Genomic DNA, 25,282 nt, shown 5'->3' on the forward strand with positions numbered 1-25,282 from the left:
CGCGCCTCACTTACTCCGCTGGTGTTGCAGGTCGTCGACGGCATCAACCGCGTGTCGTACGGCTTCCTCGGTCTTACCGCTGTCGAGGTCGGTCAGGAATTCGGTGATCGTCCGCAGGAGTCGATCGCTGGCGGCCGCCGTATCGATCCGGTCACCCAGATCGAAGGCGGTCCAATTGCCGAAACGGGCGGCGGCCGGGGCGATTTGCGGCGAGTAGACCGCCGGAGTCTGCCGGTTCGGGGAGAGGAATCCGTGATAGCCGGTGATCCACGGCAGCGCCGCGGCACGCTGGGCGAGCAGTGACACCAGCTGTACGGCACTGTCTTTCGCCGCACGCGTGAGCACCATGACATCACCACCGGCGATCGCCGGAGTACCGCCCGCCCCACCGGGAAACGGCGCCACTCCGACAGCGGCGTCGACGCGGTCGTCATCATTGCCGAAGCAACTGCGCACGATCGGTTCAGCGAAGTCGGGCGCGACCACCATGGCCGCCGAACGCTGCTCGAAGACTTGCCGAACGGCGTCGGGAAACTGCCGGGTGAGGCATTCGCCGATACCGCCGGGAAAGGCGTAGCTGTGCCGCCATACCGCGGCCAGGTCCCCCAGCGCCCTGCTCATCTCCGCACGGTTGCGGTCACGGTCCTGCTGCCACCGAGCCGGATCCGCAACGCTCGCATAGGTATCCGGGTATCCGGCCCACAGGACGTTCTCGAAGAAGTCGTTGAGCACCCAGCCGTCCGCCGCGCCCAGGGCCAGCAGGCGGCGCGAGCCCCCGCCTGCCATCCCATCCATTCGTGCGGGCCATTCCGAAAGGGGCCAGATCTGCCCGCCGGGCGCGGGGCTATCGCCCAGCGTCCGCTTGTCGTACCAGATGAGAGACTTGTACGTTCCTTTGAACGGCACTCCGTACAACTGACTTCCGGGACCTGCGTGCAATAGCGACCACCAACCGGCGGCGTATCGCGGATCATTCTCATCGGTCCACATCGAACCGGCGGCCGCTCCCTCGATGGGCCGCAGCAGCTTGTCCTCGGCGAGCCCGCGCACCTGCCCCGCATGCTGGAACATGACGATATCCGGCGCCGAACGGCCCGCACCGAAGGCGGTGCTCACATCATCGCCGAGCGGTATCACTTCGGTGCGGGGGCCGAAAGACAGTCCGGCGAGCACTGTTTGGAACGCTTCGAGCTCGGACCCGCCCCAGGGGACTGCGATTCGCACCGCATCGGAGTGCGCGCCGAAAACATCCGGCGCGCAGGCCGCCGTCAATGGTAGTAGCGCGCCCGCCCGCAATACTGCTCTCCGGGTCGCCATATAACCCCCTACCGATCCGGCCGTAACTCGATCTCGGGAATCAGCGAGCCCACTCTACCGCCGACGTCCGTATCCGATCTCGTGATTCGAATCAGGCACGGGCACAGTCGAGCTCGGGACGGAACGACTCACATTCTCAAAATTGAAGAGTGACCTGCCGATTCATCCTTTGGCCCCAGCACTCGATCGAGCAGGTGGTCGACGAGCTCGACTGCTGACTTCGCGGTGCCGTATCCCTGGAGCATTCCTTGGGCGAGGCCGCCGATTGCCATGGCGATGAGCTCGGCGTCGAGGTCGGCGTTGATCAGATGGGGAGAGGTGGCGGGGAGCTGAGCTCGCCGAAGTTGGTCCGCGACGATCGTGACCAATGCGCGTGGGGCAGCGAAGGTTTCCTCGGCGGTGATGCCCTGGCCGGTGATTGCCGCGGTACCGAAGGCGCCGAGCACGATGGCTTCCTCCCGCCGCTGGTAGTCCAGGGGCAGGAGTTCGGTCAGCACCGCACGGATCGCTTCGCGGGGATCGGCGTCCTCTCCCAGCGCGTTCCACCGCTGCATGAATCGGACGCCGGCATCCGCCATCACCGATCGATGGGTCGCCAGCAGGAACTCACTCTTGGTTCCGAAGTAGTACTGCACCAGGCGGACCGAAATCCCGGCCTCGGCCGCGACCGTTTGAAACGTCACGGCTTCCAGACCGCCCCCGACGATGACTCGCCGCACAGCGCCGGTGATCTCCCGGCGCCGCACTTCATGGTCGACCAATCGTGGCACGCGACCCACCATCTCCTGTTTGCCGAACTCCGTCGGCCTAGATGGTACGCACATACCGCTTACGTGATACGTTCATACCGCGTAGATGATACGTCTATACCGCAAAAACTGATGATGGGGAGGCTCATGCCGAAGATCGGGCGATTCACCAGTGACGAAGCGAAGGCGACCTTCTTGCGCGCCTACGACGCGATGGCCGCGAAATGGCCGGTGCCATCGACCTATATCGACGTCGAAACGTCTTTCGGCACAACACGAGTGCGCAAATCCGGAAACGGTGAGGGTGTGCCGGTCGTGCTGCTACCGGGCATCGGGGGCAATGGTCTCGTGTGGTTCCGGTTCATCGAGGATCTGGCGCGCGAGCGCGTTGTGTACACGCCGGACGTCATCGGGTGGGCGGGGCGCTGCGTGCAGACTGCTCCCCTGCACGACACCGAAGATATCGCGAAGTGGATGAACGAGACCCTCGACGGACTCGGCGAGGATCGCGTCCATCTGGCCGGAAACTCCTTGGGCGCGTGGCTGGCCGGTGCCATCGCGGTGCACCACTCCGAACGTCTGGCAAGTCTGACCATGTTCGAGCCGAGCGCTTCAACCTTCGCCAAGGTGCGCCTGAGTTTGCTGTTCAAGTTCATCGTGCAGGGCATACGGCCGACTCCCGAGCGGATGCGAAAGTTCAACCGGTGGCTGATGCCCGGTTTCGAGCTCACCGATGAGGAGTTCGGAATCGTCATGGCAACGTTGAAGTTCCGCATGGCGATGCCGTGGGACCGCCCATTCACCGACGAACAACTGGCCGCCATCACCGCACCGAGCCTGATCTTCTTCGGCGCCGACACAGTCGTCAGCGATCCCGAACTCGGTGCGGCACGCGCCCGCAACCACATCCCGTGTGCCGACGTCGAAATCTATCCAGGCATCGGGCATGATCTGCTCTGGGCAAATCCGGAACAGGTGATCCCCCGCTTCCTGGACTTCGTCGGCAGTCACGATCGAGTCCGGGCCTGAGGTTTCAGCGCACCTCGAGGAGTGAGCAGAGCACCTCGGACATGAGGTCGCGCGGTACTACGCCCGGGTCGACGATCTCCTCGAGGGCGAGTCCGTTGGACAGGCCCATGACGAGGAAGACCAGGTTCTCGGCCGAGACCGGCAGTTCCAGGCCCAGTGCCGCCGCGCGCTGTTCCACTTCGGCGACCATGGCCGACCGGACCACCCGGCGATGCTCGACGTATTGGACCCGCACGGTCTCGTCGCGCACGGCGCGCTGCCAGAACTCCAGAAACAGCAGTTGCCAGTCGCGGTTGGCGACGGTCGCCTCGGTGAGTTGGGCACCGAGGTCGGCCAGTTCGGCGGGCGTGGGAGCGGTACTGCCGATAATCCGCAGGGCCAGTTCGGAGCGCTGCGCGATCTGGGCGTCCATGAGTGCGAAGAACAGCGCGTCCTTATTGGCGAAATTCGAGTACACCGCGCCCTTGGTGAAGCCCGCCGCCTCCGCGATCTGGTCCAGCCGCGCACCGGCGAATCCATTGTCCGCGAACACCTTTGCCGCTGCGCGCAGAATACGTTCCTGCACCTCGTCACGGCTCGGACGGCGGGAGCGCGCAGGTAGCGAGTCGGCTTCGGACATAGCCACACCATACGAGGCCGGTGCAGCTGTTGACCTGACGACCCACCGGTTGGATACTCGAGAGTATTCAATACCCGCGAGTATGGAGCGTGTGATGGTCGGCTACGACGTGGTGATCCGGGGCGGATCGGTCTACGACGGCACGGGGAAGGCCCCGATCGTCGCGGATGTGGCGGTGCGCGACGGCCGGGTCGTGGCTGTCGAACCCGGCCTGCCGGAGGGACGCCGCACCATCGACGCCACCGGCAAATGGGTCATCCCGGGCATGATCGATGTGCACACCCACTACGACGCCGAGGTGCTCACCGGTCCGGGGCTGGGTGAATCGGCCAGGCACGGTGTGACATCGGTGATCTTCGGCAATTGCTCGCTCTCGACCGTCTACGCCGAGGCGCAGGACTGCGCCGATATGTTCGCCCGCGTCGAGGCGCTGCCCTGGGATGTGGTCAACGAGGCGGTCAAGGAACACAAGACGTGGGTCGATCCCAAGTCCTATGTGGAGGCCATCGGCAATCGCCCGCTCGGCGTGAATGTGGCGGCATTCCTGGGACATTCGGATATCCGCGTGGCCGTCATGGGCCTGGGACGAGCCGTGGACGCGAACGAACGGCCCACCGCGGCCGAACTGGATCGGATGGCGGACATGCTCTCCGAGGCGCTCGATGCCGGATTTGTCGGACTGTCCACCATTCGCAGCTCCTTCTCCAAACTCGAGGGCACCCGCTTTCCTGCCCGCCAACTGCCCTCGACCTATGCCACCTGGGCGGAGTACGCGCGGCTGAATTCGGTACTGCGCCAACGTGGCCGGGTCCATCAGAGCACGCCCAATCTCACCTCACGACTGGAGATGGCACGCTACTTCGCACAGAGTGTAGGACGCCTGTTCGGTCGCCGACCGCTCAAGACCTCCCTGCTGTCGGCCGCCGATATCAAGGCCGATCGCACGGTGGCCCGCGCCGCGGTGGGCGCGGCCTGGGCGACCAATCGACTCGGCGGGGCCGATTTTCGCTGGCAGCATCTGCCGGTGCCGTTCGAGGTGTACGCCGACGGCATCGATCTTGTCATCTTCGAGGAATTCGGTTCCGGCGCAGCGGCATTGAATATCCGCCAGGTGCTCGAGCGCGGCGAATTGCTGAAGGACGAGGGCTACCGCCGCCAATTCCGCAAGGACCTGTCCAAACGATTCGGCCCCCGTGTGTGGCATCGTGATCTCGGTGACGCAGAGATCGTGGCCTGCCCCGATGCCACGGTCATCGGCAAATCGTTCGCCGCGGTGGCCGCCGAGCGCGGTATCACCGCACCGGATGCGCTGCTGGATCTCACCGTCGAACACGGTTCGGCGCTGCGCTGGCGCACCACCATCGCCAATGATCGCGATGATGTCCTGGATCGGCTGCAGACCTCACCCATGGTCCAGATCGGTTTCGCGGATTCCGGTGCGCACCTTCGCAATATGGCCTTCTACAACGCGGGCCTGCGCATGCTCGAGAGGGTGAAGCAGCGCGGCTTCATGCCTCTGGAACAGGCGGTGCACCGGCTCACCGGCGAACTGGCCGACTGGTACGGACTCGATGCCGGGAAGTTGGCCGTGGGCGGCCGCGCCGATATCGCGGTCATCGATCCGGCGGGCTTCGACGGGACCAGCGCCGCCTACGCCGAGGCGGAGCTGTCCGGCAGCGGCGTCTCCCGCATGGTCAATCGCAATGACGCGGCGGTCGCGGCCACCGTGGTCGGCGGGCACGTGGTCTACGAATACGGCACGTTCGCACCGGGATTCGGCACCACCCTGCACGCGGGCACCTTCCTCACCGCCTGACCGGCACGGCGTCACCGATCGGTCCGTCGCGACCGATCGGTGACGACTCCCCTCCGTCAGGGCATGCCGATGGTGTAATCGCCGCCGGAAGTCGCTCCGAACCAGCGGGTGTCGGCTTCGCTGCCAGTGCTGCTACTGCCGCCACCGCTGCCACTGCCGGGACCGCCACGGCGGTATTCGCGGAGGTACTCGGCATGCCAGCGCGGCCAATCGAGGTAGGTCTCGCCGGCTGTTCGGCGATATCGCCGGTACTGGCCGCGTGCCGTGCGGAACGATCCTCGGGACTGGCGGGCAGCGCGGCGAGCCGCCGTGCGCGCGATTTTCAGCCGAACAACGGAAAGTTCGATCGACGGGTCGGCGAAGATGCCTGTGAGTTTTCGCATCTGCCGTTTCCTCTCGTAGTTATTCGCACCCGAGGTAAACCACCGGTCCTCAAACCTCCTCGCGCATAACCACAATTCTCGCCGCCCGGCCGACTCGCGGCCAGACACCGATTCCTCGGGCTCCCCTAAATGAAACGACGCCGACCAGGAGCTGAGGGCGGCGAAGGCCGAGACGGGCCCGCCGTCAGTTCCTGGTCGGTGATGCTTGAAAACGGGGGCTCAGCAGTGAGCGCTCTTCCACTGCGTGAGTTTGTCCAGGAAGACACCCGTGACGGGCTCGTTGATCTGGTCGGCTCCGCGGTGTTGCAGGTGGCCGACGATCACGGCTTCGGTTTGCGCGACGGTGGCGATGATTTCGGGGGGTGCGCTGACTCGGAATTTGCTGAGGCGCTGGATTGCGGCTGCCGAGTCGGCGGGTTCCTTGCCCTGCTGCAGGTCGTGGGCGAGGTCGATCTCGTACTGGATCTCGGTGCAGGCATCGCCGCTCGAGTTCTGCTGTGCGGCAGCCGATGTTTGCGCTGCGGTGCTGGTGGAGGCCGCGCCGGTGTTCGTCGCGGTGGTCGCGGCGGGTGTCTTGTCGGAGCTGCAGGCGCTGAGCGTGACTGCGGCGAGCACGGCGATGCACGCGATACCGGTGCGGAACAAGGTGTCTCCCAGGGTGTTTCGGAAAGGCTCGGAACTGGAACCGACTGGCGGTGCACCGGCACCTCGGGTGAGGGCCAACTGTGCGCACGGGTCACTCTGCATTTCGGGGCTTACAAATTGCTTAAAGCGTTCCTTGTGGAGGCGATTTCCGCACCTCGAGGCTGTTTCTCGAGAGGAAACGGAGGGTTCTCGACCAGCCTGGCCGGGGTGCGCCAGATGGCCTGGACATGAAATCCAGTCGCTGGTCGGCCCTGCTCGCGATCCGGAAATTAGGGTTGTGCGCACGAGGATTCGGCAGTGGCGGCGGGCATATCTGGCCGCTGAGTACGCGGCATTGTTCTTCGGGGGAACGACCGCTTACAACGCGGTGCTGCGCGGTCGACCGCCGATTCCCGCGCTGTTGGTGCTGGGGACCGCTGCCACCGTCTATCTGCGGCGCTCGCGCGGTTTCGACCGAGACTCGCTGTGGCGGTCCGAGGCATTTCGCGGCCAGGCGCGGCCGATGGCGGTGACGGCCGGGTCGAGCGCGCTGGCGCTCACGGCGGCTACCGCGCTGCTGCGGCGCGGGGATCTGTTCGATCTACCTCGGCGGAACCCATTGCTGTGGCTGGCGGTAATGGTGCTGTACCCGGCGCTGAGCGTGTATCCGCAGGAGCTTATTTTCCGGTCGTTCCTGTTCCATCGGTATGCGCCGGTATTCGGTGACGGCGCCGGTATGGTCGCCGCCAGCGCCGCGGCTTTCGGCTACGTGCACATCATCTTCGGCAGCTGGTTCTCGGTGGCCGCGAGCGGTGTCGGGGGCTGGATCTTCGCGACTCGGTACCTGCGTACGCAGTCGCTGTTCACCGCCTCGGTCGAGCATTCGGTGTACGGAATACTCGTGTTCTCCATAGGTTTGGGTCGGCATTTCTATCACGGCGCGGCGCCGGCGCCGCGTATCCAGTTGGGCGCCAACCGAACCGCCTGACTGACATATTGCCAGTTCACAGTCCCGACACCTAGGTGTCGGTGCGGTCTGGTAGTCATGGGTTCATGACGACTCTGGGTGCCGTATTCCGTCCGTCGAATCCGCCGGAGCGGTTGCGGGAGGTGGTGCGGGTAGCGGAGGGGGCGGGACTCGACGAATTGTGGTTGTGGGAGGACTGTTTTCAGGAGGGTGGCATCTCCAGCGCCACGGCCGCACTGGCGTGGAGCGAGCGGCTGCGGGTCGGGGTCGGGGTGCTGCCGGCGCCGCTGCGGAATGTCGCGATTACCGCCATGGAGATCGCGACGCTGGAGCGCATGTTCGATGGGCGGGCGATCTGGGGCGTCGGTCACGGAGTGCAGGACTGGATGGGACAGGTCGGGGCGCGGGTCGCCTCGCCGGTGACCCTGCTGCGTGAATATCTCGATGCGCTGGGGGGATTGCTCGCAGGTGAGCGAATCACCGTGAAGGGCAGGTATATCCAGCTCGACGACGTCGCCCTGGACTGGCCGCCCGCCACCGCACCGGCGGTGCTGGCCGCGGCGGGCGGGCCGCGCACGCTGCACCTGGTCGGTGCGGCTGCCGACGGCGTCATCCTGGACAGTTCCAAATCCGCGGACGGCATTCGTGCGGCCGTCGACATCATTCGCGCGGCGCGGCCGGAAGATACTGCGCTCCAGCCGTATCCGGTGGTCGCCTACCTCCTGACCGCCACCGGCCCGGGCGCTTCCGACCGGGTCGCCGCGGAGTTACGCGGCAAGGACCGCGACACGATCCCGGACGTCGGCGTCACCGGCGATGCCCGGGCGATCGCCGACACCGTCATCCGCTGGGCCGAAGCCGGGGCCACCAGTGTGGTGCTACAGCCCACCGCCGATGAGCCCGATCCTGCCGCCTTCGTCCGATTTGTTGCAGAACAGGTCCGGCCCTTGGTTCCGTGACCGATCAGCTTTCCGACTGTATTGCCGCCAGGGTTGCGGTGATGCGGTCGGAATCCGCGGATGTCCAGCCCGGCGGGGCGGCGACCGCCGCCCATGCGTAGGGCATCAGGTCTTCGTAGTTGTGCCCGTGCCCGGACGGCGGTGACTGGGCGCGCACCAGATCGGCGCTGACCTGCCAGAAGGTGACGATCGGGTACCAGCTCATTGCCGATGTTCGATCCCGTCCCGGGGCTTCGGTCAGCCAGTCCGGACGCGTGAACAGCAGGTCGGTATTCCACCAGACGACGGGATCGGAGGCGTGCTGCAGATACAGCACGCGCGGTTCGGGCCACGCGTCGCGCGGTGCCGAATGCTGTTCCGGCAACGGCAGATCCTGCTTTCCGGCGGCGAACCTGACAATCAGTCCGCCGGCGTAGGTGGGAAGTACCTCGGGAGTGCCGGGATCTCGCCGATCCTCGATCGCGCCCCACAGGTGATTGGAATTCGGCGGTCCGACGAACAGGGCGCCGTCCACGGATCGACGGAGATCGGCCAGGCTCCCGAAGGCGCTCTCGGCCGACTGCGAGCCGAGGCTCTCGCCGTACACGATGAGACGGGGGCGATGCCCCTCCGGCAACTGCGCCCAGCGCTGGTGAATGCCGTCGATGAGCGCGGCCCCCGCACTCGCCGCCGCGGAACGGTCCACCAGAAAGGAGATCCAGCTGGGCAGGAAGGAGTACTGCATCGCCGCGATGGCGGAGTCGCCGTTGTACATCAACTCCAGCGATTGGGCCGCGACCGGGTTCACCCAGCCGGTGCCGGTGGTGCCCGCCACGACCAGGATCTTGCGGTCCCACGCGCCGGTGCGGTCGAGTTCGCCGACGATCATCCGCACCCGTGCCGCGGTGTCGGCGGCCGATCCGAGCCCGGCGTACACCCGGATCGGTTCTCGCGCGGGGACACCGCTGATCGCCGCGAGGCGCTCGGATCCGAGTCCGCCGGCAACAAACGTCCGGCCCTGCAGTCCCAGGGTGTCCCAGTGCGCCGCCGAGACCGGGCTGCCCGATCGTTCAGCCGAGATCGGTTGCACGACACCGTGTTCCGTACCATTGTTCTGCCCGGCGAACACCGAGTGCGCGGCGTCGGAACTTCCCGCCAGCAGCACCTTGTCCACGAACAGCACCACCGCCACGGCGACCGTGATCGGCGCGATCACATGCGCTACCGGCAGGGAGACGTGCAGCCGGGCCGACAGCAGGCCCGCGAACGCGCGAGCCGCGCGCCTGAGCCCCCGGGCGATCGCCAGCACCATCAGAAAAATGCCAACGATGATCAGACCTGTGCGCAAGTAGGCAACTCCGGCCGACTGCGACATCCCCATCAGCGCATCAACATCGCGTTGCCCGCTCGCCGCCACCAGCAGTGTGCTCATGACGGTGAAGATCGCGAGCAGTGCGATGAGGATCTCCAGCACCAGTTCGACCCGGCGTTCGAAACGCCACCACGAGAATCGCGGCGCCACCCACCGGCGCATCGGGAATGCGAGCAGCAGTCCCACCCCGTAGCCGGTCACGCTGGTGAATCCGCTGACAATGCCTTGAAAGACCCAGTCCCGGGGCAGCAGCGACGGGCTCAGACTCCACGCGAAGAAGAACAGCGCGAACACCAGGCCCACAAGATCCAGCCCGAGAATCGTGATGGGCCGGGGCGGTGGCGCCCCCTCCTCCGGTGCGCGGAAACCCTGCCGCACGCTGTTCACCCTGGCGCGCACAGCTTCTCGACCTGATCGGACAACCCGGGCTCGCACGGGATCGATGTGCGAGCGCCAGGTGTCCATGCGCCTACTTTCTCATTCCCGGCGAAAGGTCACCGCCGCGGCCTGAGGGGGTAGCCCCGCATTCACTTCGACGCGGGGGCGCTGGTCAGTTCTGGGGGCCGCGGGTGATGGTGTCACAGCCGGATACCTGCGCGCCGGCGCCGGGACCCGCATCATTTTCGGCATCCTGTTCGGCCTCGTCCGAGGTCGAACCCTGCGCCCAACCCCAGTGACCGTCCGAGGTCACCGCCGCTGCGCCACAGCGCAGATTGTCGGACCTGTCGGAGTCCCAGTCGAGTTTCCAGTCGCAGTCGGTGAAGCCGCATTTCGAGTTCGCGGCGTCATCGGCTTCCTGCTGGCTGGGGTAACCGGTGACGATCGCGTAGGCGCGCCCGTGATTACCGATGGAGATCGCGCCCCAGGTGCCCCCCGAATCCGCCTGCGCGGGCGCCGCGAACAGCGCGGACAGTCCGATAGCCAGGACCGCGGTGGTGAGCAGTTTCGACCCACGGGTCGATTTCGAAAAAAGCATTCCAGCCTCCCCTTCTGGTGTGGCACCTCAGGACTCGGGGTGCCGAACGTTGGAGAGCATAACCGCCGGGTCCGACAATCCGTTCACCGTCGGCACCGCCGGATCTGCTTGCGACAGTGCGCTATTCGCCTGCGATGGACCTTCGTGGCCGCTGCGAACTCCGAGCAGCGGGCCACGAGCGGCAGATTGAAATCACGGTGATCGTGGACCTGTCCTGCGCGTCTTCCGCAGGAAAGGATCGAACCGGACGGTCTCGGCCCGGGTCCGATCGCGGGTACGGGCATCCAGACAGCGAATTCGACGGAGGACGGCATGATCAGCATCGGGGCGACCCGAATCGGCGCGCGCGCAGTCGAAGCGGGGCGAGTGCGAAGCACCGGCGGGTGGGCTCGGTTGCGTGGGATCTCGGTGCGACTGCTGTCACTGGTCGGGCTGCTCCTGCTCTGGTGGGCGATCAGCGCGGCGAAAGTGGTTGATCAGCAGTTCCTTCCGACGCCGGCGGCGGTATGGCGGGCCTTTGTGCGCGCCGACAGTTGGCACGAACTGGCGCCGGGTGTGCCGCGCCAGGTGCGCGGAGAGCAGAACTACTTCCTCTGGGAGCATCTGGTCGCGAGCCTGCAGCGCATCGGCCTCGGGGCGGGAGCCGCGGTCATCCTGGGTCCGCTGGTCGGATTCGGCTTGGGTACGTCGCGGACGATCCGGGTCATCGTCGAGCCGTATCTGAACTTCCTGCGCGCACTGCCGCCGCTCGGCTATATCGGACTGCTCATCGTATGGTTCGGCATCGGCGACACCTCGAAGATCTGGCTGCTGTTCCTCGCGGCATTCCCGCCTGTAGTAATCGCGACTATCACAGGCGTGCAAGGTGTTTCGGCCGACCGCATCAATGCGGCCCGTTCCCTGGGAGCGAACCGCAGACAGGTGATCACCCGAGTTCTCCTGCCCGCCACGCTCCCCGAGGTCATCACCGGCATACGCGTGGCAGTCGGCTTCGCCTGGACCACAGTCGTCGCCGCCGAACTCGACAATGGCATCCCCGGCATCGGCGGACTCGCCTACCTGGCCGGTCAGCGCCTCGATACCGCACTGACCATGGCCTGCATCATCGTTATCGGACTCACCGCGCTCGCTCTGGACGCGGCGATCAAGTGGATCGGCGAGATCGCCGTTCCGTGGAAAGGCAAGGCGTGAAACGCAAGCTCGTCGCATTGGCACTGGCCGGAGTTCTCGCGGCAGCACTGTCCGGATGTGTGTCGTCGGGGCGCAGCGACCAGTCCCGCGCCGAAGGCGATAAGGTCGCCTGCCCGGTGACTGTCGACGACTCCTTCACCGGCACAGTACGTTTGGGCTACCAGGACATCCCGAATGGCGCGCTGGTGGTGAAGGATGCGGGGCTGCTGGAGACCTGCCTTCCCAAGGCCAAGATCGTCTGGAGCAAATTCGCTTCCGGTGCGACGGTTATTCAGGCGTTCGGATCCAATTCCCTCGATCTCGGACTGCTCGGGAGTGCTGCTGCGGCGCGGGCGATTTCGGCGCCGCTGAATATCGATATGAAGGTGGTGTGGGTCCACGATGTGATCGGGTCGGCCGAATCGCTGGTGGCGAAGGATCCGGCGATTACCTCGGTCGCGGGGCTGCGCGGGAAGAAGATCGCGGTGCCGTTCGCCAGTACTTCGCACTACAGCTTGCTCGCGGCACTGCAGGCGGCCGGGATCGAGCGGGACGTGACGCTCGTCAATCTCACGCCCGATGCGATTCCCGCTGCGTGGCGGGACAGCAGTATCGATGCGGCGTTCATCTGGGAGCCCACCCTGACAGAGCTGCTGAAGAATGGGCATACGGTGACCACCGCCGCCGATACCGCCAAGGCAGGTAAGCCCACCTACGATCTGGAGGGCGCGCGCTCCGACTTCGTCGCCGCCAACCCGAAGTTCCTTGCCGTGTGGACCGCCGCGCAGAACTGGGCGGTGCAGCAGCTGTCGAGTGATCCGCAGGGCGCCGCCACGCATATCGCCGCGCAGCTGGGCATTCCGGTGGATGCGGTGCGCAAGCAGGTCACCGGTTACGGCTTCCTCGATGCCGCGACGCAGGCCGGGGCGCCGTATCTCGGCAAGCAGCTCGGTACGGATCTGCAGACGTCTGCGCAATTCCTGTTGAGCCAGGGCGAGATTCAGGGCCTGGCCGCACCGGAGAAGTACGCGGGGGCCGTTTATGCCGATGCCGCAAAGACAGTGAGCGCCAAGTGAGTTCGGCCGTTGCGCAGCGCGACCAGGTCGTGCTGCGCGAAGTGTCGAAGACCTACGAGACCGCTACCGGTGACACGGTGGCGCTCTCCCCCACCGATCTGACCATCGAACCGGGCGAGTTCGTCAGCATTGTCGGACCGTCCGGATGCGGAAAGACCACCCTGCTGCAGTTGCTCGGCGGCTTCCTGACACCGACCACCGGTGAGCTCCTGGTCGGTGCGGACGTCATCGACGGTCCGAGCGCGGAGCGCGGTGTGGTGTTCCAGGCCCCCACGCTGTACCCCTGGCTGTCGGTCCGCGGCAATATCGAGTTCGGGCCGAAGGTCCGCGGGGTCGACAAGAAGACCCGGCGAGCCGAGTCCGATCGGCTGCTGCAGCTGGTCGGACTGGGCGATGTGGGCGCCAAGCGCCCCTACGAGCTCTCCGGCGGCATGCAGCAGCGGGCACAGATCGCCCGGGTACTGATCAACGATCCGCGCATCATCCTCATGGACGAGCCGTTCGGCGCCCTCGACCAGCTCACCAGGGAGCGGTTGCAGGTGGAGCTGCTGCGATTGTGGCGGCAGGCGGGCAAAACCATCGTGTTCGTCACGCACTCGGTGGAGGAGGCGGTGTTCCTGTCCACCCGTGTGCTGGTCATGAGCGCGCGGCCGGGCCGCGTCATCGTGGATCGGCACATCGAGCTGCCCGGCGATACCGCGTCCGGGGACGGGGCCGTGCGCAACCTGGCGGTCACCGCGACACCGGAGTTCCAGGCACTGAAATCCGAACTGGCACAGGCGATCTACGACGCCCACCGCTAGCCGTGAACAGACCGATGGCCCCGGATCGCGACACTGCGATCCGGGGCCATCGTCATGCTGAGGTGCCGGTCACCCGGCGACGGCGATACCTTTACAGGTAGGCGCCGCAGTGCGGCCACGCGCCGCGGCCCTGGCCGGCGAGCACGTTCTCCGCAACGCGGATCTGCTCCTCACGGCTGGCGTTGGCAGCGCTGCCCTGGCCGCCGTAGGCGTTCCAGGTGCTCTGGGTGAACTGCAGGCCGCCGTAGAAGCCGTTACCGGTGTTGGCGCCCCAGTTGCCGCTGCTCTCGCAGTTGGCGACGGCGTCCCAGTCGCCGGAGGCGGCGGAGGCGGTCGCGGTGGTCAGCGCCAGCGGGACGGCGGCGAACAGGCCGGCGGCCGCGGTGGCGACGATCATACGGGTGCTGAACTTCCGGTTGCGAGTCATAGATTGATTCCCTGGCCTGCGCCCCTCCGGCCCGCGCTACCAGTTGCGGGTCCCCGTCCCCAGGGATGTCGGTGTCGCTTCGAACCGCGGGACGGGGTTGCCGGTGTTCGGCGGTTCGAGTTCGAGCTCGGCATTGATCCGAGCCGTGAACGACGGTAACGGAACAATCACGACTAATCACGGGGTGATCACGGTCGGTTGACAAATTGGATTCGACCACACTCGCAGACTTTCCCCAGATCGCATCGGGAGACTACCGAATTACATTTATCGAATTCACCCCCGAATATGTGACGGACGCCACTGGAAAATGGTGATCCGGATCGCGTAATACGACGCGAAATCAAACGATGAGTGCGTTACGGAGACCAGAAACAAACCGATCAGTTTTACGCGCGGACCCCCGCTCCGACCGGCTCGGATCGCAGTGCGCGGAACCATTGCCCCCGGTCAGAGCAGTGGCGATAGTTCCGGGGACACTGTTTCGGCCCCTGCAGGAGGCACCATGAGCCCCGATGAACCCCGCTCCGGCGCCCGCGCCGTCGATCGTGCGATCCAGGTGCTCAACTGCTTCGAGGGCGACGATCCGGAGCTCTCGGTCAGCGAGCTCGCCCACCTCGCTGACCTGCCCGTCAGCACCGTGCACCGGCTCGCACAGGCACTGGTCCGCGGCCGGCTGCTCGATCAGAACCCCGCGAACGACCGCTACCGCATCGGTCACGGACTGGCATCGCTGGCCCGGCCCGCGCTGGCCCGGCTGGGCCTGGAGTCGGCCGCACCACACCTCTACGCGCTGGCCGCGGGCATCCGCATCACGGTGAGCGTGAGCGTGGCCGAGGACCGCGATGCGGTCACGGTGTTCCAGGCCAGGCCACCGGTGTACTTCTGCCCCAACCAGGTACCTCGGGCCAGACAGCCACTGCGCGCCAGCGCGGTGGGGCACGCCCTGCTGGCCTTCTCCCCGATCAGCACGATCGCCGAGGAGCATGCCGAGCGGCGCAGCTCACAGGTGGTCCGGACGGGCGGGCTGCACACCGACCTCGATCGTGTCCGCCGCACCGGCTTCGCCAGCGAACTCGTGCCGACCGACGATCCGATCCGGGCGATCGCCGTGCCCATCGTCGGCCCGGACAAACGGGTGCGGGGCGCGCTGGCGGTACAGGCCAGGTCCGCGCGCCTGGATGCCGACCTGGTGCGCAATATCGTTCCGGCCATGCGGGTCACCGCCGGCCGGATCGGCCCGCTGTTCCAAAACCTCGGCGGCCCAACGGATTCCGCCTTCGAATTAGAATCACGCTGATTTCCACATCGTGAAAAGACGGTTGCCCGGCAGCCCGGGCAACCGCACGATATGAGCAACCTGATCATTACCACTTCCGAACTCTCGCAAAGGGCCTGGAATGATCCCATTCACTTTTCTGACGCAACGGCGTGCAGTCGATTTGATGCGCGTCGCGCCGGGAGTATGTCGCGGCTGATTACGCCGCGCCCCTATCTCCGCTTGCGACAGACGCATTCACCGAAAGAATCCGCATGCCCTCCCCCTTTCGACCATCACGGTCCCTGCGCGCCCTCGCCGCCGCATTCGCCGTAGCCACCGCCGCCATTTCCCTGACCGCGTGCGGCACGTCCGGACCGACCACCACCGCCGACGGCAAAGACGTTGTCCGATACCAGGGCACGACCGGACAGGTGACGGCCTACGAGCTAGCCGCCGACCTCGGCTACTTCACCAAGATCAACCTGCACTGGGAGGGCGACACCACCAGCGGACCCGCCAATATCCAGGCGGCCGCCACCAAGCAGATCGAATTCGGCAGCGCGTTCAACGGCGCGGTGGTGAAGCTCATCGCGGGCGGCGCACCGGTCAAGGCCGTGCTCAGTTCCTATGGGGCCGACGACAAGAACTACACCGGATACTTCGTGCGCGACGACTCCGGCATCACCTCCGCGCGGGACCTGATCGGCAAGAAGATCGGGGTGAACACCCTCGGTGCGCACCACGAATTCATCACCCGGGAGTGGCTGCACCAGCAGGGGCTGAGCGAGGCGGAGATCAAGCAGGTGCAGTTCGTGGTGCTGCCACCGGTCAGTACCGAGGACGCACTGCGCAAGGGCCAGATCGACGTCGCGGCGCTGGGCTCGGTATTCCGGGACACCGCCATCGCACGCGGCGGGCTGCACTCGCTCTACACCGATAAGGATCTGTTCGGGCAGTTCGATTACGGCACTTATGTTTTCCGCAATGACTACCTGAAGGACCACGCCGACGCGGTCAAGGACTTCGTGCAGGGCACCGCGCGGGCCACCCGCTGGTTGCAGGTGACCCCGCACGACGAGGTCGTCGCCAAGTTCGAATCGATCATCAACAAGCGCGGGCGCAATGAGAACACCGGCCTGCTGAAGTACTACACCAGCTACGGCGTTCCCGTCCCCGGCGCCGTGATCGCCGAACGCGAGTTCCAGGTCTGGATCGACTGGCTGGTGCGCAATAACGAACTGCCCCAGGGCAAGTTGACAGCCAAGGACCTCTATACCAATCAGGACAACCCGTACGACAACGGCACCTACCCGCCGAGCAGCGGGCCGACCGGCGAAGCGGTGGTGGCGAAATGAGCGCCTCGGTGAAACTCGCACTCAACGGTGTGCGCAAAGAGTTCCCGATACGCGGGGAACGGGCCGCCTTCACCGCGATCGAGGACATTACGGTTGACGTGCGCGAGGGTGAGTTCCTCGTGCTCGTCGGACCCAGCGGTTCGGGCAAATCGACGCTGCTGGATCTGCTCGGCGGACTGACCAAGCCCACCACCGGGCACATTCTGCTCGATGGCGCGCCGATCACCGGGCCCGGGCTGGACCGCGGCATCGTTTTCCAGCAGTACGCGCTGCTGCCGTGGCGCACGGCTCGCACGAATATCGAATTCGGCTTGGAAGCCAAGAAGATTCGGAAACGTGAACGGCGGCAGATTGCCGATCACTACCTCGAACTGGTCGGGCTGGCAGGATTCGGGGACCGCTATCCGCACGAACTCTCCGGCGGTATGAAGCAGCGCGTCGCCATCGCGCGCAGCCTCGCCTTCGATCCCGAAGTGCTGCTCATGGACGAGCCGTTCGCGGCCCTGGACGCACAGACGCGGGAATCGTTGCAGGACGAGTTGCTACGCATTTGGCGAGCCACCGGCAAGACCATTCTCTTCATTACCCATGCCATCGACGAGGCCGTGTACCTCGGGCAGCGAGTGGCGGTACTGACCTCCCGCCCCGGCCGGGTCAAGGCGGTCGTCGATATCGACCTCGACCGCGAGGGTGATCCGGATATCCGCTCCAGCGAGAGTTTCCGGCAAGTCCGGCACCACATCTGGTCGCTGCTGCGCGATGAGGTCGCCCGGGCGCAGGGGCAGGAAGCGGCCGCGATCGCCGCCACCGACAGGAGGTCCAGTCATGTCTAGTGCATTGCAGGTTGCCGAGACTCCGGTGCTGTCGCCGCCGGCGCCGCCGCTCACGCCCGCGGCTCCCGTGCCCTGGAGCCGAGTCGCGCGCGTCGGCGGGCGACTGGCCTGGCGAATTGTCAAGCCCAGCCTGGTGATCGGCGCATTCCTGGTGCTGTGGCAGCTGGCGCCGAAGCTCGGCCTGGTCGATCCGGTATTCCTGCCGCCTTTATCGGATGTGTGGTCCGCCGGGCTCGAACTGATCCGCAACGGCCAGATGCAGGAGAATGTGTCGGCCAGCCTCACGCGTTCGCTCATCGGCTTCTCGATAGCGGTGGCCACGGCGATCCCGGTGGGTGTGGCGATCGCCTGGTACCGGCCGATCGCGGAACTCATCAATCCGGTGCTGGAATTGTTCCGCAATACCGCGGCGCTCGCACTGCTGCCGGTCTTCGTGCTCATCCTGGGCATCGGCGAAACCTCCAAGATCGCCCTGGTGGTGTACGCAAGTTTCTTCCCGATCCTGCTGAACACCATCTCCGGTGTGCGCTCGGTGGACCCACTGCTGGTCAAATCCGCGGTCTCGCTGGGCTTCTCACCCATTCCGCTGTTCGTGAAGGTGGTACTGCCCGCCTCGGTGCCCAGCATCTTCACCGGTATTCGCATGGCGGCGTCCGCGTCGATCATGGTGCTCATTGCCGCCGAAATGGTCGGCGCGCGTGCCGGACTCGGCTATCTGATCACCGCCGCGCAGCAGAACTTCCAGATTCCCGATATGTACGCGGGCATTGTCGCCATCGCGCTGCTGGGACTGACGTTCAACGGTGTACTGGTCGCCGTCGAGCGCCGGTTGTCCCGCTGGCGCACGCCCGCCGCCCGATAACTTCCGAAGGAACACATCTTTATGTCGCGCAAGAGCTTTCATATCAATGCCTTCCTCATGGGCGTCGGGCATCACGAGGCCGCCTGGCGGCACCCGCGCACCAGGGAACACCAGGTCCTGGAAGTGGAGCACTTCCGCGAGCTGGGCCGCATCGCCGAACGCGGCAAGCTGGATTCGGTGTTCTTCGCCGACGGGCTCGCGGTGGGGCCGCGCATCAAGCGCAATACCCTCGCGGTGTTCGAACCGGTCACACTGCTCGCGGCGATTGCCACCGCCACCGAGCATGTCGGACTGATCGCCACCGCGTCCACGACCTATAACGAGCCGTTCAATCTGGCCCGCAAGTTCGCCTCACTCGATCACATCAGTGGCGGACGCGCGGGCTGGAACATTGTCACCTCCGGAAATGAGGAGGAGGCGTTCAACTTCGGCTACGACTCCATTCCCGAGCACGCCCGGCGCTACGAGCGCGCCGAGGAATTCGTCGATGTGGCCATCCAGCTCTGGGACAGCTGGGAGGCGGGCGCCATCGTGCTCGACCCGGAGGAGGGCGTCTTCGCCGATCCGGACAAGGTGCACACCATCGACTACTGCGGTGAGCGGTTCCAGATCCGCGGGCCGCTGAATTCCCCGCGTGGCCCGCAGGGACGACCGCTGCTGGTGCAGGCCGGATCCTCCGAGAGCGGTAAGGATTTCGCCGCCCACTACGCCGAGGCCGTCTTCACCGCACAGCGCACCCTCGAAGAGGGGCAGCAGTTCTACCGGGATCTCAAGTCGCGGCTGCCCAAGTACGGGCGCTCGGCCGACGAGCTCAAGGTGCTGCCGGGTCTGGTGCCGTTCATCGCCGAGACCGAGGAACAGGCGCGGGCTCTGGAGCAGTCCTTCACCGACCTCATCTCGCCGGATTACGCACTGCGGCAGCTCTCCTCGCTGCTGGGCATCGATCTCACCGAACATGCACTCGATGCACCGCTGCCCCCGCTGCCGGAGGAGAGCGAAATCCAGGGCGGCAAGAGCCGATTCACGCTGGTGAAGGAGCTCGCGGAGAAAGAAGAGCTCACCGTGCGGCAGTTGATCGGCAAGCTCGGCGGCGGGCGCGGGCATCGCACGCTCGCGGGCACTCCCGTGCAGATCGCCGATGACCTGCAGTCCTGGTTCGAGGGCGGCGCGGCCGACGGCTTCAACATCATGCCGCCATACCTGCCCGGCGGACTGGAGGACTTCGTCGACCAGGTTGTCCCGATCCTGCAGGAGCGCGGACTGTTCCGCACCGAATACACCGCCACCACCCTGCGCGGGCACTACGGGCTGGAGCCCGTGGACAGCCAGTTCGCGCACACCGATATCCAGGCCACCGCCTGAGCCGCAGCCCCCTACGTCGGCCATCACCCATAGTTCGAGTACGAAAGGCACGATCATGACCACTGTCGCCGAAACTCCCACGGGCACACTCCTGATCAGTCCGGTCGCCGGCCACATCGGCGCCGAGATCAGCAATATCGATCTGCGCAACGAGCTCTCCGATGAGCAGGTCGCACAGCTGCAGGCCGCCCTGTACGAGTACAAGGTGCTGTTCTTCCGCAATCAGGAGATCGGGCATGCCGAGCACATCGCCTTCTCGCGGCGGTTCGGCGCGGTCACCCCGTCGCATCCCTATGACGACGACGCACCCACCGAGTTCCCCGAGATCCTGGCCGTCGACAGCCGGCTGTACGAAAAGCGTTTCGGGGTACGGAAATTCAGCTACACCAACCAGTGGCACACCGATGTTTCGGCGCTGATCAATCCCCCGGCCGCGTCACTGCTGCGCGCCGAGATCGCGCCCGAGCGCGGTGGCGACACCCAGTGGACCAATCTGGCTGCCGCCTACGCCAACCTGCCCGAATCGCTGAAGTCGTTCCTGGACGGCCTGTATGCCGAACACCGCTTCGGTGGCAAGCGGCCGATCTGGGACGCCGACAGCGACTACGCCAAGAAGGTCGCGAAAGCGCCGCTGGTCACCGAGCACCCGGTGGTCCGGGTGCATCCGGTGACCGGTGAGCGGGTGCTGTTCGTGAACCCCGGCTTCACCACCCGCATTGTCGGGCTGAGCCCGCGGCAGAGCGACGCCCTGCTGGAGTTGCTGTTCGCGGAGATCTCCGCCCCGTCCTACACGGTCCGATTCCGCTGGGAGAAGGGCAGTCTCGCGTTCTGGGACAACCGCGCCACCGCGCACCTCGCGCCCAGCGACCTCGACCACCTCGATGTCACCCGGGTGCTCTACCGCACCACGCTCGAGGGTGATGTTCCGGTGGGTGTGGACGGCCAGGAGTCCCGCGCCATCTCCGGTGAACGCTTCACCGGCACCAGCAACTGACACGCACCATGTCGAGGGCCTTCGGCACACCCGCCGAAGGCCCTCGCGCCGTTGACAACGCAATCAAGAAATGGCGATGCTCGCCCCCCGCAAGTGGGGCCAGCTGCTCCCGCCGCAGTCCGGCGACTCGCCGCCGAGTGCGCCCGGATGCGTCGCCGCGCAGGTCCCACCTGTTCGGGACTGATTCGGGCCCGGCGCGATTGGAGGAATTCCCCCAGCGGATTGCGTTCTGCCGTCCAGTTTGCCCGAGGGTTCCGCGGCCGGTTCTGCGAGTGCCGAGCCTGACCCTGGGAGTAATTGCCGGAGGTGTCGCCGGGAAGAAATGCGGCCTACTCACGCGCGGTGTCGTCCGTGCAGGCGGTGCAGGTTGGTGACCGGGACGCGATGAAATGCACGGCCATCGGCGATGAGCAACGATTCGCCATAGTCGTGTGTGGCGGTCGGCGGGTCGTCGCAGACGCCCCACCCAGCGGCCACCACGACACCGACACAAGACAGTACTAACGCGGCGAACTCGATCAGCACGGACACGACGACCCCCGGTCTCGGCATTCGGTCGAAAACGATTGGCTCACACGCGGAAACCCCCGGCACGGTTGCGGGTGGCCGAGGGTTCATCGCGAAGTGCGTTGTAGAACAACACCATCGGGTCTTTCTGAATCGCTACCTCGATCGACCACCACCTTTCGAGGTCCCGGGCATCGGAATGGCTTCAGGTGTCGCTGGTGCCGCCCGCACGAACGGGTGGCAAGTCCCGAAGGGGCGGCATCGTTCGCCGGGCATAGGTCTCTTCCGGGGTCACGGTGATCACGTCGAGTTGCTGCACGAGCGTTCCCGGGATCTCCGCGCCCTCGAAATGCTCAGGGCTGGGCACTATGACCGCTTCCGTGTCCAAGCGGGTCGCTTGCGCCTTCAGGCGCGCCAACGGTGGCCGTCCGAAGCGAGGGTCGTAGATCACCATATCGGCGAAGTCATACCCCAAACGTTGTGCGAGCTTGCGGATTTGGGCCTGATCCCACCACAGGGCGACATCGGACACATCGGTCCGGACGTACCCCAAACATGTTGGCTTGTAACGCATAACCGCCCTTCTGTCCTCGTGTCCGTCGATTGCGTAAAAGTCTTGGAACTGGAGATAGAACCCGCCGTAGTCCTCGGAATCATCTCCGCTGGCCTGGAGTTCGAACACGCCTCCGGGGAACTCGTAGAGCCGTGTGCGCCGGTTCATATCGCTCCTGTCCTTCGTTGGTGCAGAGCAGCCCCGGGCCGAGCAGGCGGAGTAACCGAACGTGTCTCAAATTCGAGGTAAGTCCGAAAGGCCAACCCAACAAACGGGGGTTCTGCCTCAACCAGGGCGTTGATCTGAGCTTGCGCGCAACGATCGGGGAACTTCCAGAGAAGAAAGCGGAAGAATGGAGGCAGTTTCGCGCCCATACCCTCCCCACCGACCCGGAGAGCCCCATGGTCGATATCGACTGGACACCAGATGAACTCGAAGCCCTTCGCGCGGCGCTACGGATGAACAAAGTCGAGTTCTGCAAGCGAATCGGGGTTACTGCGCGCGCACATCGAGACTGGCTGACTGGGCAGACCCAGAACATGCGCGAGGCCAACCGCCGACAGTTGTTCGAAGTTCTCGCCGATGCCGAGCCCGAGCAACGAGCCCGGTTCTGGGAGCTGGTTCGCAAGGGGACGACCGACCCGGGCACCGATGAGCAGACCACAGAAGGTCTTGCCGGCAAAGCAAATTGCGGCGGTAGCAAACTCGGGCTGTATTCCTGGGAAGTCGGCGAGGACGATGTGAGGCGACGAGACTTCGGCAAGGCAGCGCTGACAGGTTCGGCGTTCGTGCTGTTAGGGGCGAAATCCGGTCAAATCGGTATGTCCGATGTGACCCGGTTGGGTGAGGGGGTCGTGGCCCTGGAATCGGAGGACCAGCGTCTCGGCGGTGGGCGTCTGGTGGATTTCGCGGTCACGGAGCTGGCCAAGGCCAAGCACTGGCGCGAAGTTGGCACCTACGACACCGCCGTTGGTGACGCATTCACCATCGCCACAGGGGAATTGGCGGTCATGGCCGGATGGCTGGCCTACGACGCCGACCGTCAGTCGCTCGCGCGACGCTGCTACGCCGATGCCATGGCTCTTGGATGCGAGGCCAACGACCCTGACCTCATCGCACGTACCTGCCTGATCGGTGGCGGCCAACTGCTCGGGCTCGCGCGGCGCGGTAAGGCTCGCCCACAGGTCGCACTGAAACTCGCGACCCGCGCTCGGGACCTCATGCGTGGCACGCCGCCGGGTCGAATTCACGCTCTCATCGCTGTACGCGAGGCGCAGGCGTATGGACTCCTGTGTGAGCGTTCGGCATTCGAGCGCGCCATCGCCACCGCATGGCGAGAGATGGATCAGGCGTCCGATTTCGAGCCACTCGACGAGTGCCCTCGCTGGCTCTGGGCCGTCACCCCGGCCGAGATCGCTGCGCACGAGGCGCGAGGTCGTGCCGAATTCGAGGAGTACGACCGCTCGATAGCGCTGTTCGACTCCGTCGCCGACGTCGAACGCTTTCCGCGAAACGTCATCAACATCGCCGCCTGGCGAGCCGTCATCCGGGCGCGCGCGGGCGATCTTCACGGGGCCGTCGCCGAGGCCGTGCCCGTCCTCGACACGCTGACAGGTCTGACGTCGATTCGCACGCTGCGTAACCTGGAACCCATCCGTGCGTCCGTCGACAAAAACCCGGTCGGCGGCGAGTTTTCCGACAAGTTCGACGCCCTCCTGACGAAAGCCACCTCAGCATGACTACCCTGCCCGTCGGCCTGGAATTCGAGCACTACGACAAGGCCGAGGCGCGCGACCTGCGCGCCGTCGTCGAAGAGATCTACTGTCGGTCATACGTCGAGGCCATCGCATCCCGCGACACATTCGACGAACCCGAGGCATTCATGGCCCGGTTCGATGCATACACCAACCCGGCCCAAATGTCGCGGCTCGAGCTGGTTATCGCGCGAGTCGATGGCGAACCAGTCGGTCAGACTTGGGGCTGGCCACTTCGCCCGAACGCCGCATGGTGGGGCAATCTCGAACTCGACGATCCAGACGCCGACCGCGCCGAGTTCATCGCCGAAACCGGTAGGCGCACATTCGCACTCAGCGAAATCATGGTGTGTGCCGAGTATCAGAATCATGGAATCGCGCACGCCCTCCACGATGACCTGCTCGATCGCCGGCCCGAGGAACGAGCGACATTGCTTGTCGAGCCGGACAACTCGCGCGCTTACGCCAAATACGTCAAATGGGGCTGGCGTCGAGTGGGCACGCTGCGCCCGCGATGGCCCGAGGCCCCACGCCTCGACGTCCTGATTCGCGACCTGGGGTGAGATGTCACCGGCCACCCCATAGCCGGACAGGCAGGCAGTTCAGGACACTTTTTTCACAAGTCGCCGGTCTGGCCCGATTTAGCGGTTAACGAACATGTCGCCCCGGCGAGCGGTACGGCCTCTTCACTCCTGCGACAGAAGCTGTGCTTATCGTTGCTCGTCAAGTATGTTGTTGCGCTTGACAGTTCGATAGCAACCGATGAGTATCGTCGGAGCGTTTTCGTTCACAGAGGGGGAGATCTGAACGTCGACGAAACGTGGAGACTCAGCCGAAATGCGCTGCTGGAAGCAGGCATACGACACCAGTGGCCGGCCGGGACCGTGCTGATGCACGAAGGCGAGCGGTCAGAGTACGTCGTGGTCATCGAGGCCGGTCGCGTTAAGGTGACCTCGACGGCGGCCAGCGGCAAACAGGCATTGCTGGCAATTCGCGGACCCGGTGACCTGATTGGCGAGTTCTCCGCCATCGATGGCCGAGCGCGCTCGGCGACCGTGACCGCTTTGTCGTCGGTTACTGCGACGTCGGTGTCGGGCTCGGCCTTTCGCGACTTGCTCATCGGCGACGGCAAGATCGCGTTTACGCTCCTGCAGTTGGTAGTCAACCGCCTGCGCGAAGCCGATGTTCAGCGCCTCGAGTTCGGTGCCTACAGCGTTACTGAACGGATCGCGCGCTTGCTGATCGACTATGCCCGGCGCTATGGGGAGCGCGGTGATGATCGGGTGATCATCGCTATGGCGCTGTCACAAGAGGAACTGGCCCACGCCGCGGGGGCTTCCAGGGAAGCGGTCTCGAAGGCTTTGAAGCGGCTCCGCGACCTGGGGGCGGTACGCACCGGGAGACGGCGAGTGGAGTTACTACGACCAGATCTCCTCGCCGACATCGTAGAAGGCCTGCCGAGTGTGCATTTGGACGCAGACACGGCGGGATACCCCGAAAAGGATGAGTCGACCCACACCGTATGGAGGTAGACC

General features: G+C 65.5%; 26 protein-coding genes. 16 read left to right on the forward strand and 10 right to left on the reverse strand.

What is annotated here, in order from left to right:
* Positions 1-6: 6 nt before the first annotated feature.
* Together JWN03_RS37615 and JWN03_RS37620 are read right to left on the reverse strand one after the other, a co-directional pair.
* Positions 7-1,317, reverse strand: coding sequence for an extracellular solute-binding protein (locus tag JWN03_RS37615; protein ID WP_297625635.1), 1,311 nt, complete (start codon positions 1,315-1,317; stop codon positions 7-9).
* A gap of 128 nt (positions 1,318-1,445) precedes the next feature.
* Positions 1,446-2,087 (reverse strand): TetR/AcrR family transcriptional regulator, encoded by a 642-nt coding sequence (locus JWN03_RS37620; protein WP_297625638.1) that lies wholly within the window; start codon positions 2,085-2,087, stop codon positions 1,446-1,448.
* A gap of 126 nt (positions 2,088-2,213) precedes the next feature.
* On the opposite strand from JWN03_RS37620, the gene JWN03_RS37625 reads away from it, so the two are divergent.
* Complete coding sequence (locus tag JWN03_RS37625; protein ID WP_297625641.1) at positions 2,214-3,095, forward strand: alpha/beta fold hydrolase; 882 nt, start codon at positions 2,214-2,216, stop codon at positions 3,093-3,095.
* Between the two features lie 4 nt (positions 3,096-3,099).
* Here JWN03_RS37625 and JWN03_RS37630 read toward each other — a convergent pair whose 3' ends face one another.
* Positions 3,100-3,714 (reverse strand): TetR/AcrR family transcriptional regulator, encoded by a 615-nt coding sequence (locus JWN03_RS37630; protein WP_297625644.1) that lies wholly within the window; start codon positions 3,712-3,714, stop codon positions 3,100-3,102.
* A 94-nt stretch (positions 3,715-3,808) separates the two neighbouring features.
* Here JWN03_RS37630 and JWN03_RS37635 point away from each other — a divergent pair, with 94 nt between their 5' ends.
* Positions 3,809-5,530 carry an N-acyl-D-amino-acid deacylase family protein gene (locus tag JWN03_RS37635; RefSeq protein ID WP_297625647.1) on the forward strand — a complete coding sequence of 574 codons (1,722 nt, stop codon included), beginning with the start codon at positions 3,809-3,811 and terminating at the stop codon, positions 5,528-5,530.
* A 56-nt stretch (positions 5,531-5,586) separates the two neighbouring features.
* Here JWN03_RS37635 and JWN03_RS37640 read toward each other — a convergent pair whose 3' ends face one another.
* Positions 5,587-5,913, reverse strand: a complete 327-nt coding sequence (locus JWN03_RS37640; RefSeq protein ID WP_297625650.1) for a hypothetical protein — start codon at positions 5,911-5,913, stop codon at positions 5,587-5,589.
* Between the two features lie 219 nt (positions 5,914-6,132).
* On the reverse strand, positions 6,133-6,558 hold the full coding sequence (locus JWN03_RS37645; RefSeq protein WP_297625653.1) for a hypothetical protein: 426 nt from the start codon (positions 6,556-6,558) through the stop codon (positions 6,133-6,135).
* A 277-nt stretch (positions 6,559-6,835) separates the two neighbouring features.
* Here JWN03_RS37645 and JWN03_RS37650 point away from each other — a divergent pair, with 277 nt between their 5' ends.
* A complete protein-coding gene (locus JWN03_RS37650; protein ID WP_297625656.1) occupies positions 6,836-7,525 on the forward strand; it encodes a CPBP family intramembrane glutamic endopeptidase in 690 nt (229 codons plus the stop codon).
* A 65-nt stretch (positions 7,526-7,590) separates the two neighbouring features.
* Positions 7,591-8,463, forward strand: a complete 873-nt coding sequence (locus JWN03_RS37655; RefSeq protein ID WP_297625659.1) for an LLM class flavin-dependent oxidoreductase — start codon at positions 7,591-7,593, stop codon at positions 8,461-8,463.
* A gap of 4 nt (positions 8,464-8,467) precedes the next feature.
* Here JWN03_RS37655 and JWN03_RS37660 read toward each other — a convergent pair whose 3' ends face one another.
* Together JWN03_RS37660 and JWN03_RS37665 are read right to left on the reverse strand one after the other, a co-directional pair.
* On the reverse strand, positions 8,468-10,192 hold the full coding sequence (locus JWN03_RS37660) for an alpha/beta hydrolase (RefSeq protein WP_297625661.1): 1,725 nt from the start codon (positions 10,190-10,192) through the stop codon (positions 8,468-8,470).
* Positions 10,193-10,364: 172 nt separating this feature from the next.
* The gene (locus JWN03_RS37665) at positions 10,365-10,790 is read right to left on the reverse strand and encodes a DUF4189 domain-containing protein (RefSeq protein ID WP_297625664.1); all 426 of its coding nucleotides are present in this window, start codon (positions 10,788-10,790) and stop codon (positions 10,365-10,367) included.
* Between the two features lie 312 nt (positions 10,791-11,102).
* Between JWN03_RS37665 and JWN03_RS37670 the strand changes: the two genes are divergently transcribed.
* Genes JWN03_RS37670 through JWN03_RS37680 form a run of 3 tightly spaced genes read left to right on the forward strand, consistent with a single transcriptional unit; the run spans position 11,103 to position 13,839 of the window.
* A complete protein-coding gene (locus JWN03_RS37670; RefSeq protein WP_297625667.1) occupies positions 11,103-11,981 on the forward strand; it encodes an ABC transporter permease in 879 nt (292 codons plus the stop codon).
* Positions 11,978-13,036: a taurine ABC transporter substrate-binding protein gene (locus tag JWN03_RS37675; protein WP_297625670.1), complete on the forward strand. Its 1,059-nt coding sequence runs from the start codon at positions 11,978-11,980 to the stop codon at positions 13,034-13,036. The genes JWN03_RS37670 and JWN03_RS37675 overlap by 4 nt, the downstream gene beginning before the upstream one ends.
* A complete protein-coding gene (locus JWN03_RS37680; protein WP_297625674.1) occupies positions 13,033-13,839 on the forward strand; it encodes an ABC transporter ATP-binding protein in 807 nt (268 codons plus the stop codon). The genes JWN03_RS37675 and JWN03_RS37680 overlap by 4 nt, the downstream gene beginning before the upstream one ends.
* Before the next feature lie 91 nt (positions 13,840-13,930).
* Here JWN03_RS37680 and JWN03_RS37685 read toward each other — a convergent pair whose 3' ends face one another.
* On the reverse strand, positions 13,931-14,236 hold the full coding sequence (locus tag JWN03_RS37685) for a transglycosylase family protein (RefSeq protein WP_297625855.1): 306 nt from the start codon (positions 14,234-14,236) through the stop codon (positions 13,931-13,933).
* Between the two features lie 535 nt (positions 14,237-14,771).
* On the opposite strand from JWN03_RS37685, the gene JWN03_RS37690 reads away from it, so the two are divergent.
* From JWN03_RS37690 to JWN03_RS37715, 6 genes are all read left to right on the forward strand, one after another.
* Complete coding sequence (locus JWN03_RS37690; RefSeq protein WP_297625677.1) at positions 14,772-15,566, forward strand: IclR family transcriptional regulator; 795 nt, start codon at positions 14,772-14,774, stop codon at positions 15,564-15,566.
* A 233-nt stretch (positions 15,567-15,799) separates the two neighbouring features.
* Entirely contained in the window at positions 15,800-16,882 is a 1,083-nt protein-coding gene (locus JWN03_RS37695) for an ABC transporter substrate-binding protein (RefSeq protein ID WP_297625680.1), read from the forward strand.
* Positions 16,879-17,715 carry an ABC transporter ATP-binding protein gene (locus JWN03_RS37700; RefSeq protein WP_297625684.1) on the forward strand — a complete coding sequence of 279 codons (837 nt, stop codon included), beginning with the start codon at positions 16,879-16,881 and terminating at the stop codon, positions 17,713-17,715. Before JWN03_RS37695 ends, JWN03_RS37700 begins: the two co-directional genes overlap by 4 nt.
* On the forward strand, positions 17,708-18,577 hold the full coding sequence (locus JWN03_RS37705; RefSeq protein ID WP_297625688.1) for an ABC transporter permease: 870 nt from the start codon (positions 17,708-17,710) through the stop codon (positions 18,575-18,577). Before JWN03_RS37700 ends, JWN03_RS37705 begins: the two co-directional genes overlap by 8 nt.
* A gap of 21 nt (positions 18,578-18,598) precedes the next feature.
* Complete coding sequence (locus tag JWN03_RS37710; RefSeq protein ID WP_297625691.1) at positions 18,599-19,939, forward strand: LLM class flavin-dependent oxidoreductase; 1,341 nt, start codon at positions 18,599-18,601, stop codon at positions 19,937-19,939.
* 55 nt (positions 19,940-19,994) lie between these two features.
* The gene (locus tag JWN03_RS37715) at positions 19,995-20,933 is read left to right on the forward strand and encodes a TauD/TfdA dioxygenase family protein (protein WP_297625694.1); all 939 of its coding nucleotides are present in this window, start codon (positions 19,995-19,997) and stop codon (positions 20,931-20,933) included.
* 333 nt (positions 20,934-21,266) lie between these two features.
* On the opposite strand, the gene JWN03_RS37720 is transcribed toward JWN03_RS37715, so the two are convergent.
* Both JWN03_RS37720 and JWN03_RS37725 read right to left on the reverse strand, forming a co-directional pair.
* Positions 21,267-21,464, reverse strand: coding sequence for a hypothetical protein (locus JWN03_RS37720; protein ID WP_297625697.1), 198 nt, complete (start codon positions 21,462-21,464; stop codon positions 21,267-21,269).
* Between the two features lie 181 nt (positions 21,465-21,645).
* A complete protein-coding gene (locus tag JWN03_RS37725; RefSeq protein WP_297625699.1) occupies positions 21,646-22,161 on the reverse strand; it encodes a hypothetical protein in 516 nt (171 codons plus the stop codon).
* Positions 22,162-22,394: 233 nt separating this feature from the next.
* On the opposite strand from JWN03_RS37725, the gene JWN03_RS37730 reads away from it, so the two are divergent.
* The 3 genes from JWN03_RS37730 (at position 22,395) to JWN03_RS37740 (ending at position 25,279) form a co-directional block, all read left to right on the forward strand.
* Positions 22,395-23,732, forward strand: coding sequence for a helix-turn-helix domain-containing protein (locus JWN03_RS37730; RefSeq protein ID WP_297625703.1), 1,338 nt, complete (start codon positions 22,395-22,397; stop codon positions 23,730-23,732).
* Positions 23,729-24,310, forward strand: a complete 582-nt coding sequence (locus tag JWN03_RS37735) for a GNAT family N-acetyltransferase (protein ID WP_297625707.1) — start codon at positions 23,729-23,731, stop codon at positions 24,308-24,310. Before JWN03_RS37730 ends, JWN03_RS37735 begins: the two co-directional genes overlap by 4 nt.
* Before the next feature lie 153 nt (positions 24,311-24,463).
* Positions 24,464-25,279: a Crp/Fnr family transcriptional regulator gene (locus JWN03_RS37740; RefSeq protein WP_297625710.1), complete on the forward strand. Its 816-nt coding sequence runs from the start codon at positions 24,464-24,466 to the stop codon at positions 25,277-25,279.
* Positions 25,280-25,282: the final 3 nt, after the last annotated feature.

The organism is Nocardia sp. (assembly GCF_025465275.1).
GTDB lineage: Bacteria > Actinomycetota > Actinomycetes > Mycobacteriales > Mycobacteriaceae > Nocardia.

What these genes read in the sequence shown, in the direction of transcription:
- JWN03_RS37695 (WP_297625680.1), top strand. Translation starts at nt 15,800, where the DNA reads ATGCCCTCCCCCTTTCGACCATCACGGTCCCTGCGCGCCCTCGCCGCC.
- JWN03_RS37710 (WP_297625691.1), top strand. Translation starts at nt 18,599, where the DNA reads ATGTCGCGCAAGAGCTTTCATATCAATGCCTTCCTCATGGGCGTCGGG.
- JWN03_RS37655 (WP_297625659.1), top strand. Translation starts at nt 7,591, where the DNA reads ATGACGACTCTGGGTGCCGTATTCCGTCCGTCGAATCCGCCGGAGCGG.
- JWN03_RS37725 (WP_297625699.1), bottom strand. Translation starts at nt 22,161, where the DNA reads ATGAACCGGCGCACACGGCTCTACGAGTTCCCCGGAGGCGTGTTCGAA.
- JWN03_RS37665 (WP_297625664.1), bottom strand. Translation starts at nt 10,790, where the DNA reads ATGCTTTTTTCGAAATCGACCCGTGGGTCGAAACTGCTCACCACCGCG.
- JWN03_RS37625 (WP_297625641.1), top strand. Translation starts at nt 2,214, where the DNA reads ATGCCGAAGATCGGGCGATTCACCAGTGACGAAGCGAAGGCGACCTTC.
- JWN03_RS37715 (WP_297625694.1), top strand. Translation starts at nt 19,995, where the DNA reads ATGACCACTGTCGCCGAAACTCCCACGGGCACACTCCTGATCAGTCCG.
- JWN03_RS37705 (WP_297625688.1), top strand. Translation starts at nt 17,708, where the DNA reads ATGTCTAGTGCATTGCAGGTTGCCGAGACTCCGGTGCTGTCGCCGCCG.
- JWN03_RS37630 (WP_297625644.1), bottom strand. Translation starts at nt 3,714, where the DNA reads ATGTCCGAAGCCGACTCGCTACCTGCGCGCTCCCGCCGTCCGAGCCGT.
- JWN03_RS37690 (WP_297625677.1), top strand. Translation starts at nt 14,772, where the DNA reads ATGAGCCCCGATGAACCCCGCTCCGGCGCCCGCGCCGTCGATCGTGCG.
- JWN03_RS37640 (WP_297625650.1), bottom strand. Translation starts at nt 5,913, where the DNA reads ATGCGAAAACTCACAGGCATCTTCGCCGACCCGTCGATCGAACTTTCC.
- JWN03_RS37735 (WP_297625707.1), top strand. Translation starts at nt 23,729, where the DNA reads ATGACTACCCTGCCCGTCGGCCTGGAATTCGAGCACTACGACAAGGCC.
- JWN03_RS37615 (WP_297625635.1), bottom strand. Translation starts at nt 1,317, where the DNA reads ATGGCGACCCGGAGAGCAGTATTGCGGGCGGGCGCGCTACTACCATTG.
- JWN03_RS37730 (WP_297625703.1), top strand. Translation starts at nt 22,395, where the DNA reads ATGGTCGATATCGACTGGACACCAGATGAACTCGAAGCCCTTCGCGCG.
- JWN03_RS37635 (WP_297625647.1), top strand. Translation starts at nt 3,809, where the DNA reads ATGGTCGGCTACGACGTGGTGATCCGGGGCGGATCGGTCTACGACGGC.
- JWN03_RS37685 (WP_297625855.1), bottom strand. Translation starts at nt 14,236, where the DNA reads ATGATCGTCGCCACCGCGGCCGCCGGCCTGTTCGCCGCCGTCCCGCTG.
- JWN03_RS37670 (WP_297625667.1), top strand. Translation starts at nt 11,103, where the DNA reads ATGATCAGCATCGGGGCGACCCGAATCGGCGCGCGCGCAGTCGAAGCG.
- JWN03_RS37700 (WP_297625684.1), top strand. Translation starts at nt 16,879, where the DNA reads ATGAGCGCCTCGGTGAAACTCGCACTCAACGGTGTGCGCAAAGAGTTC.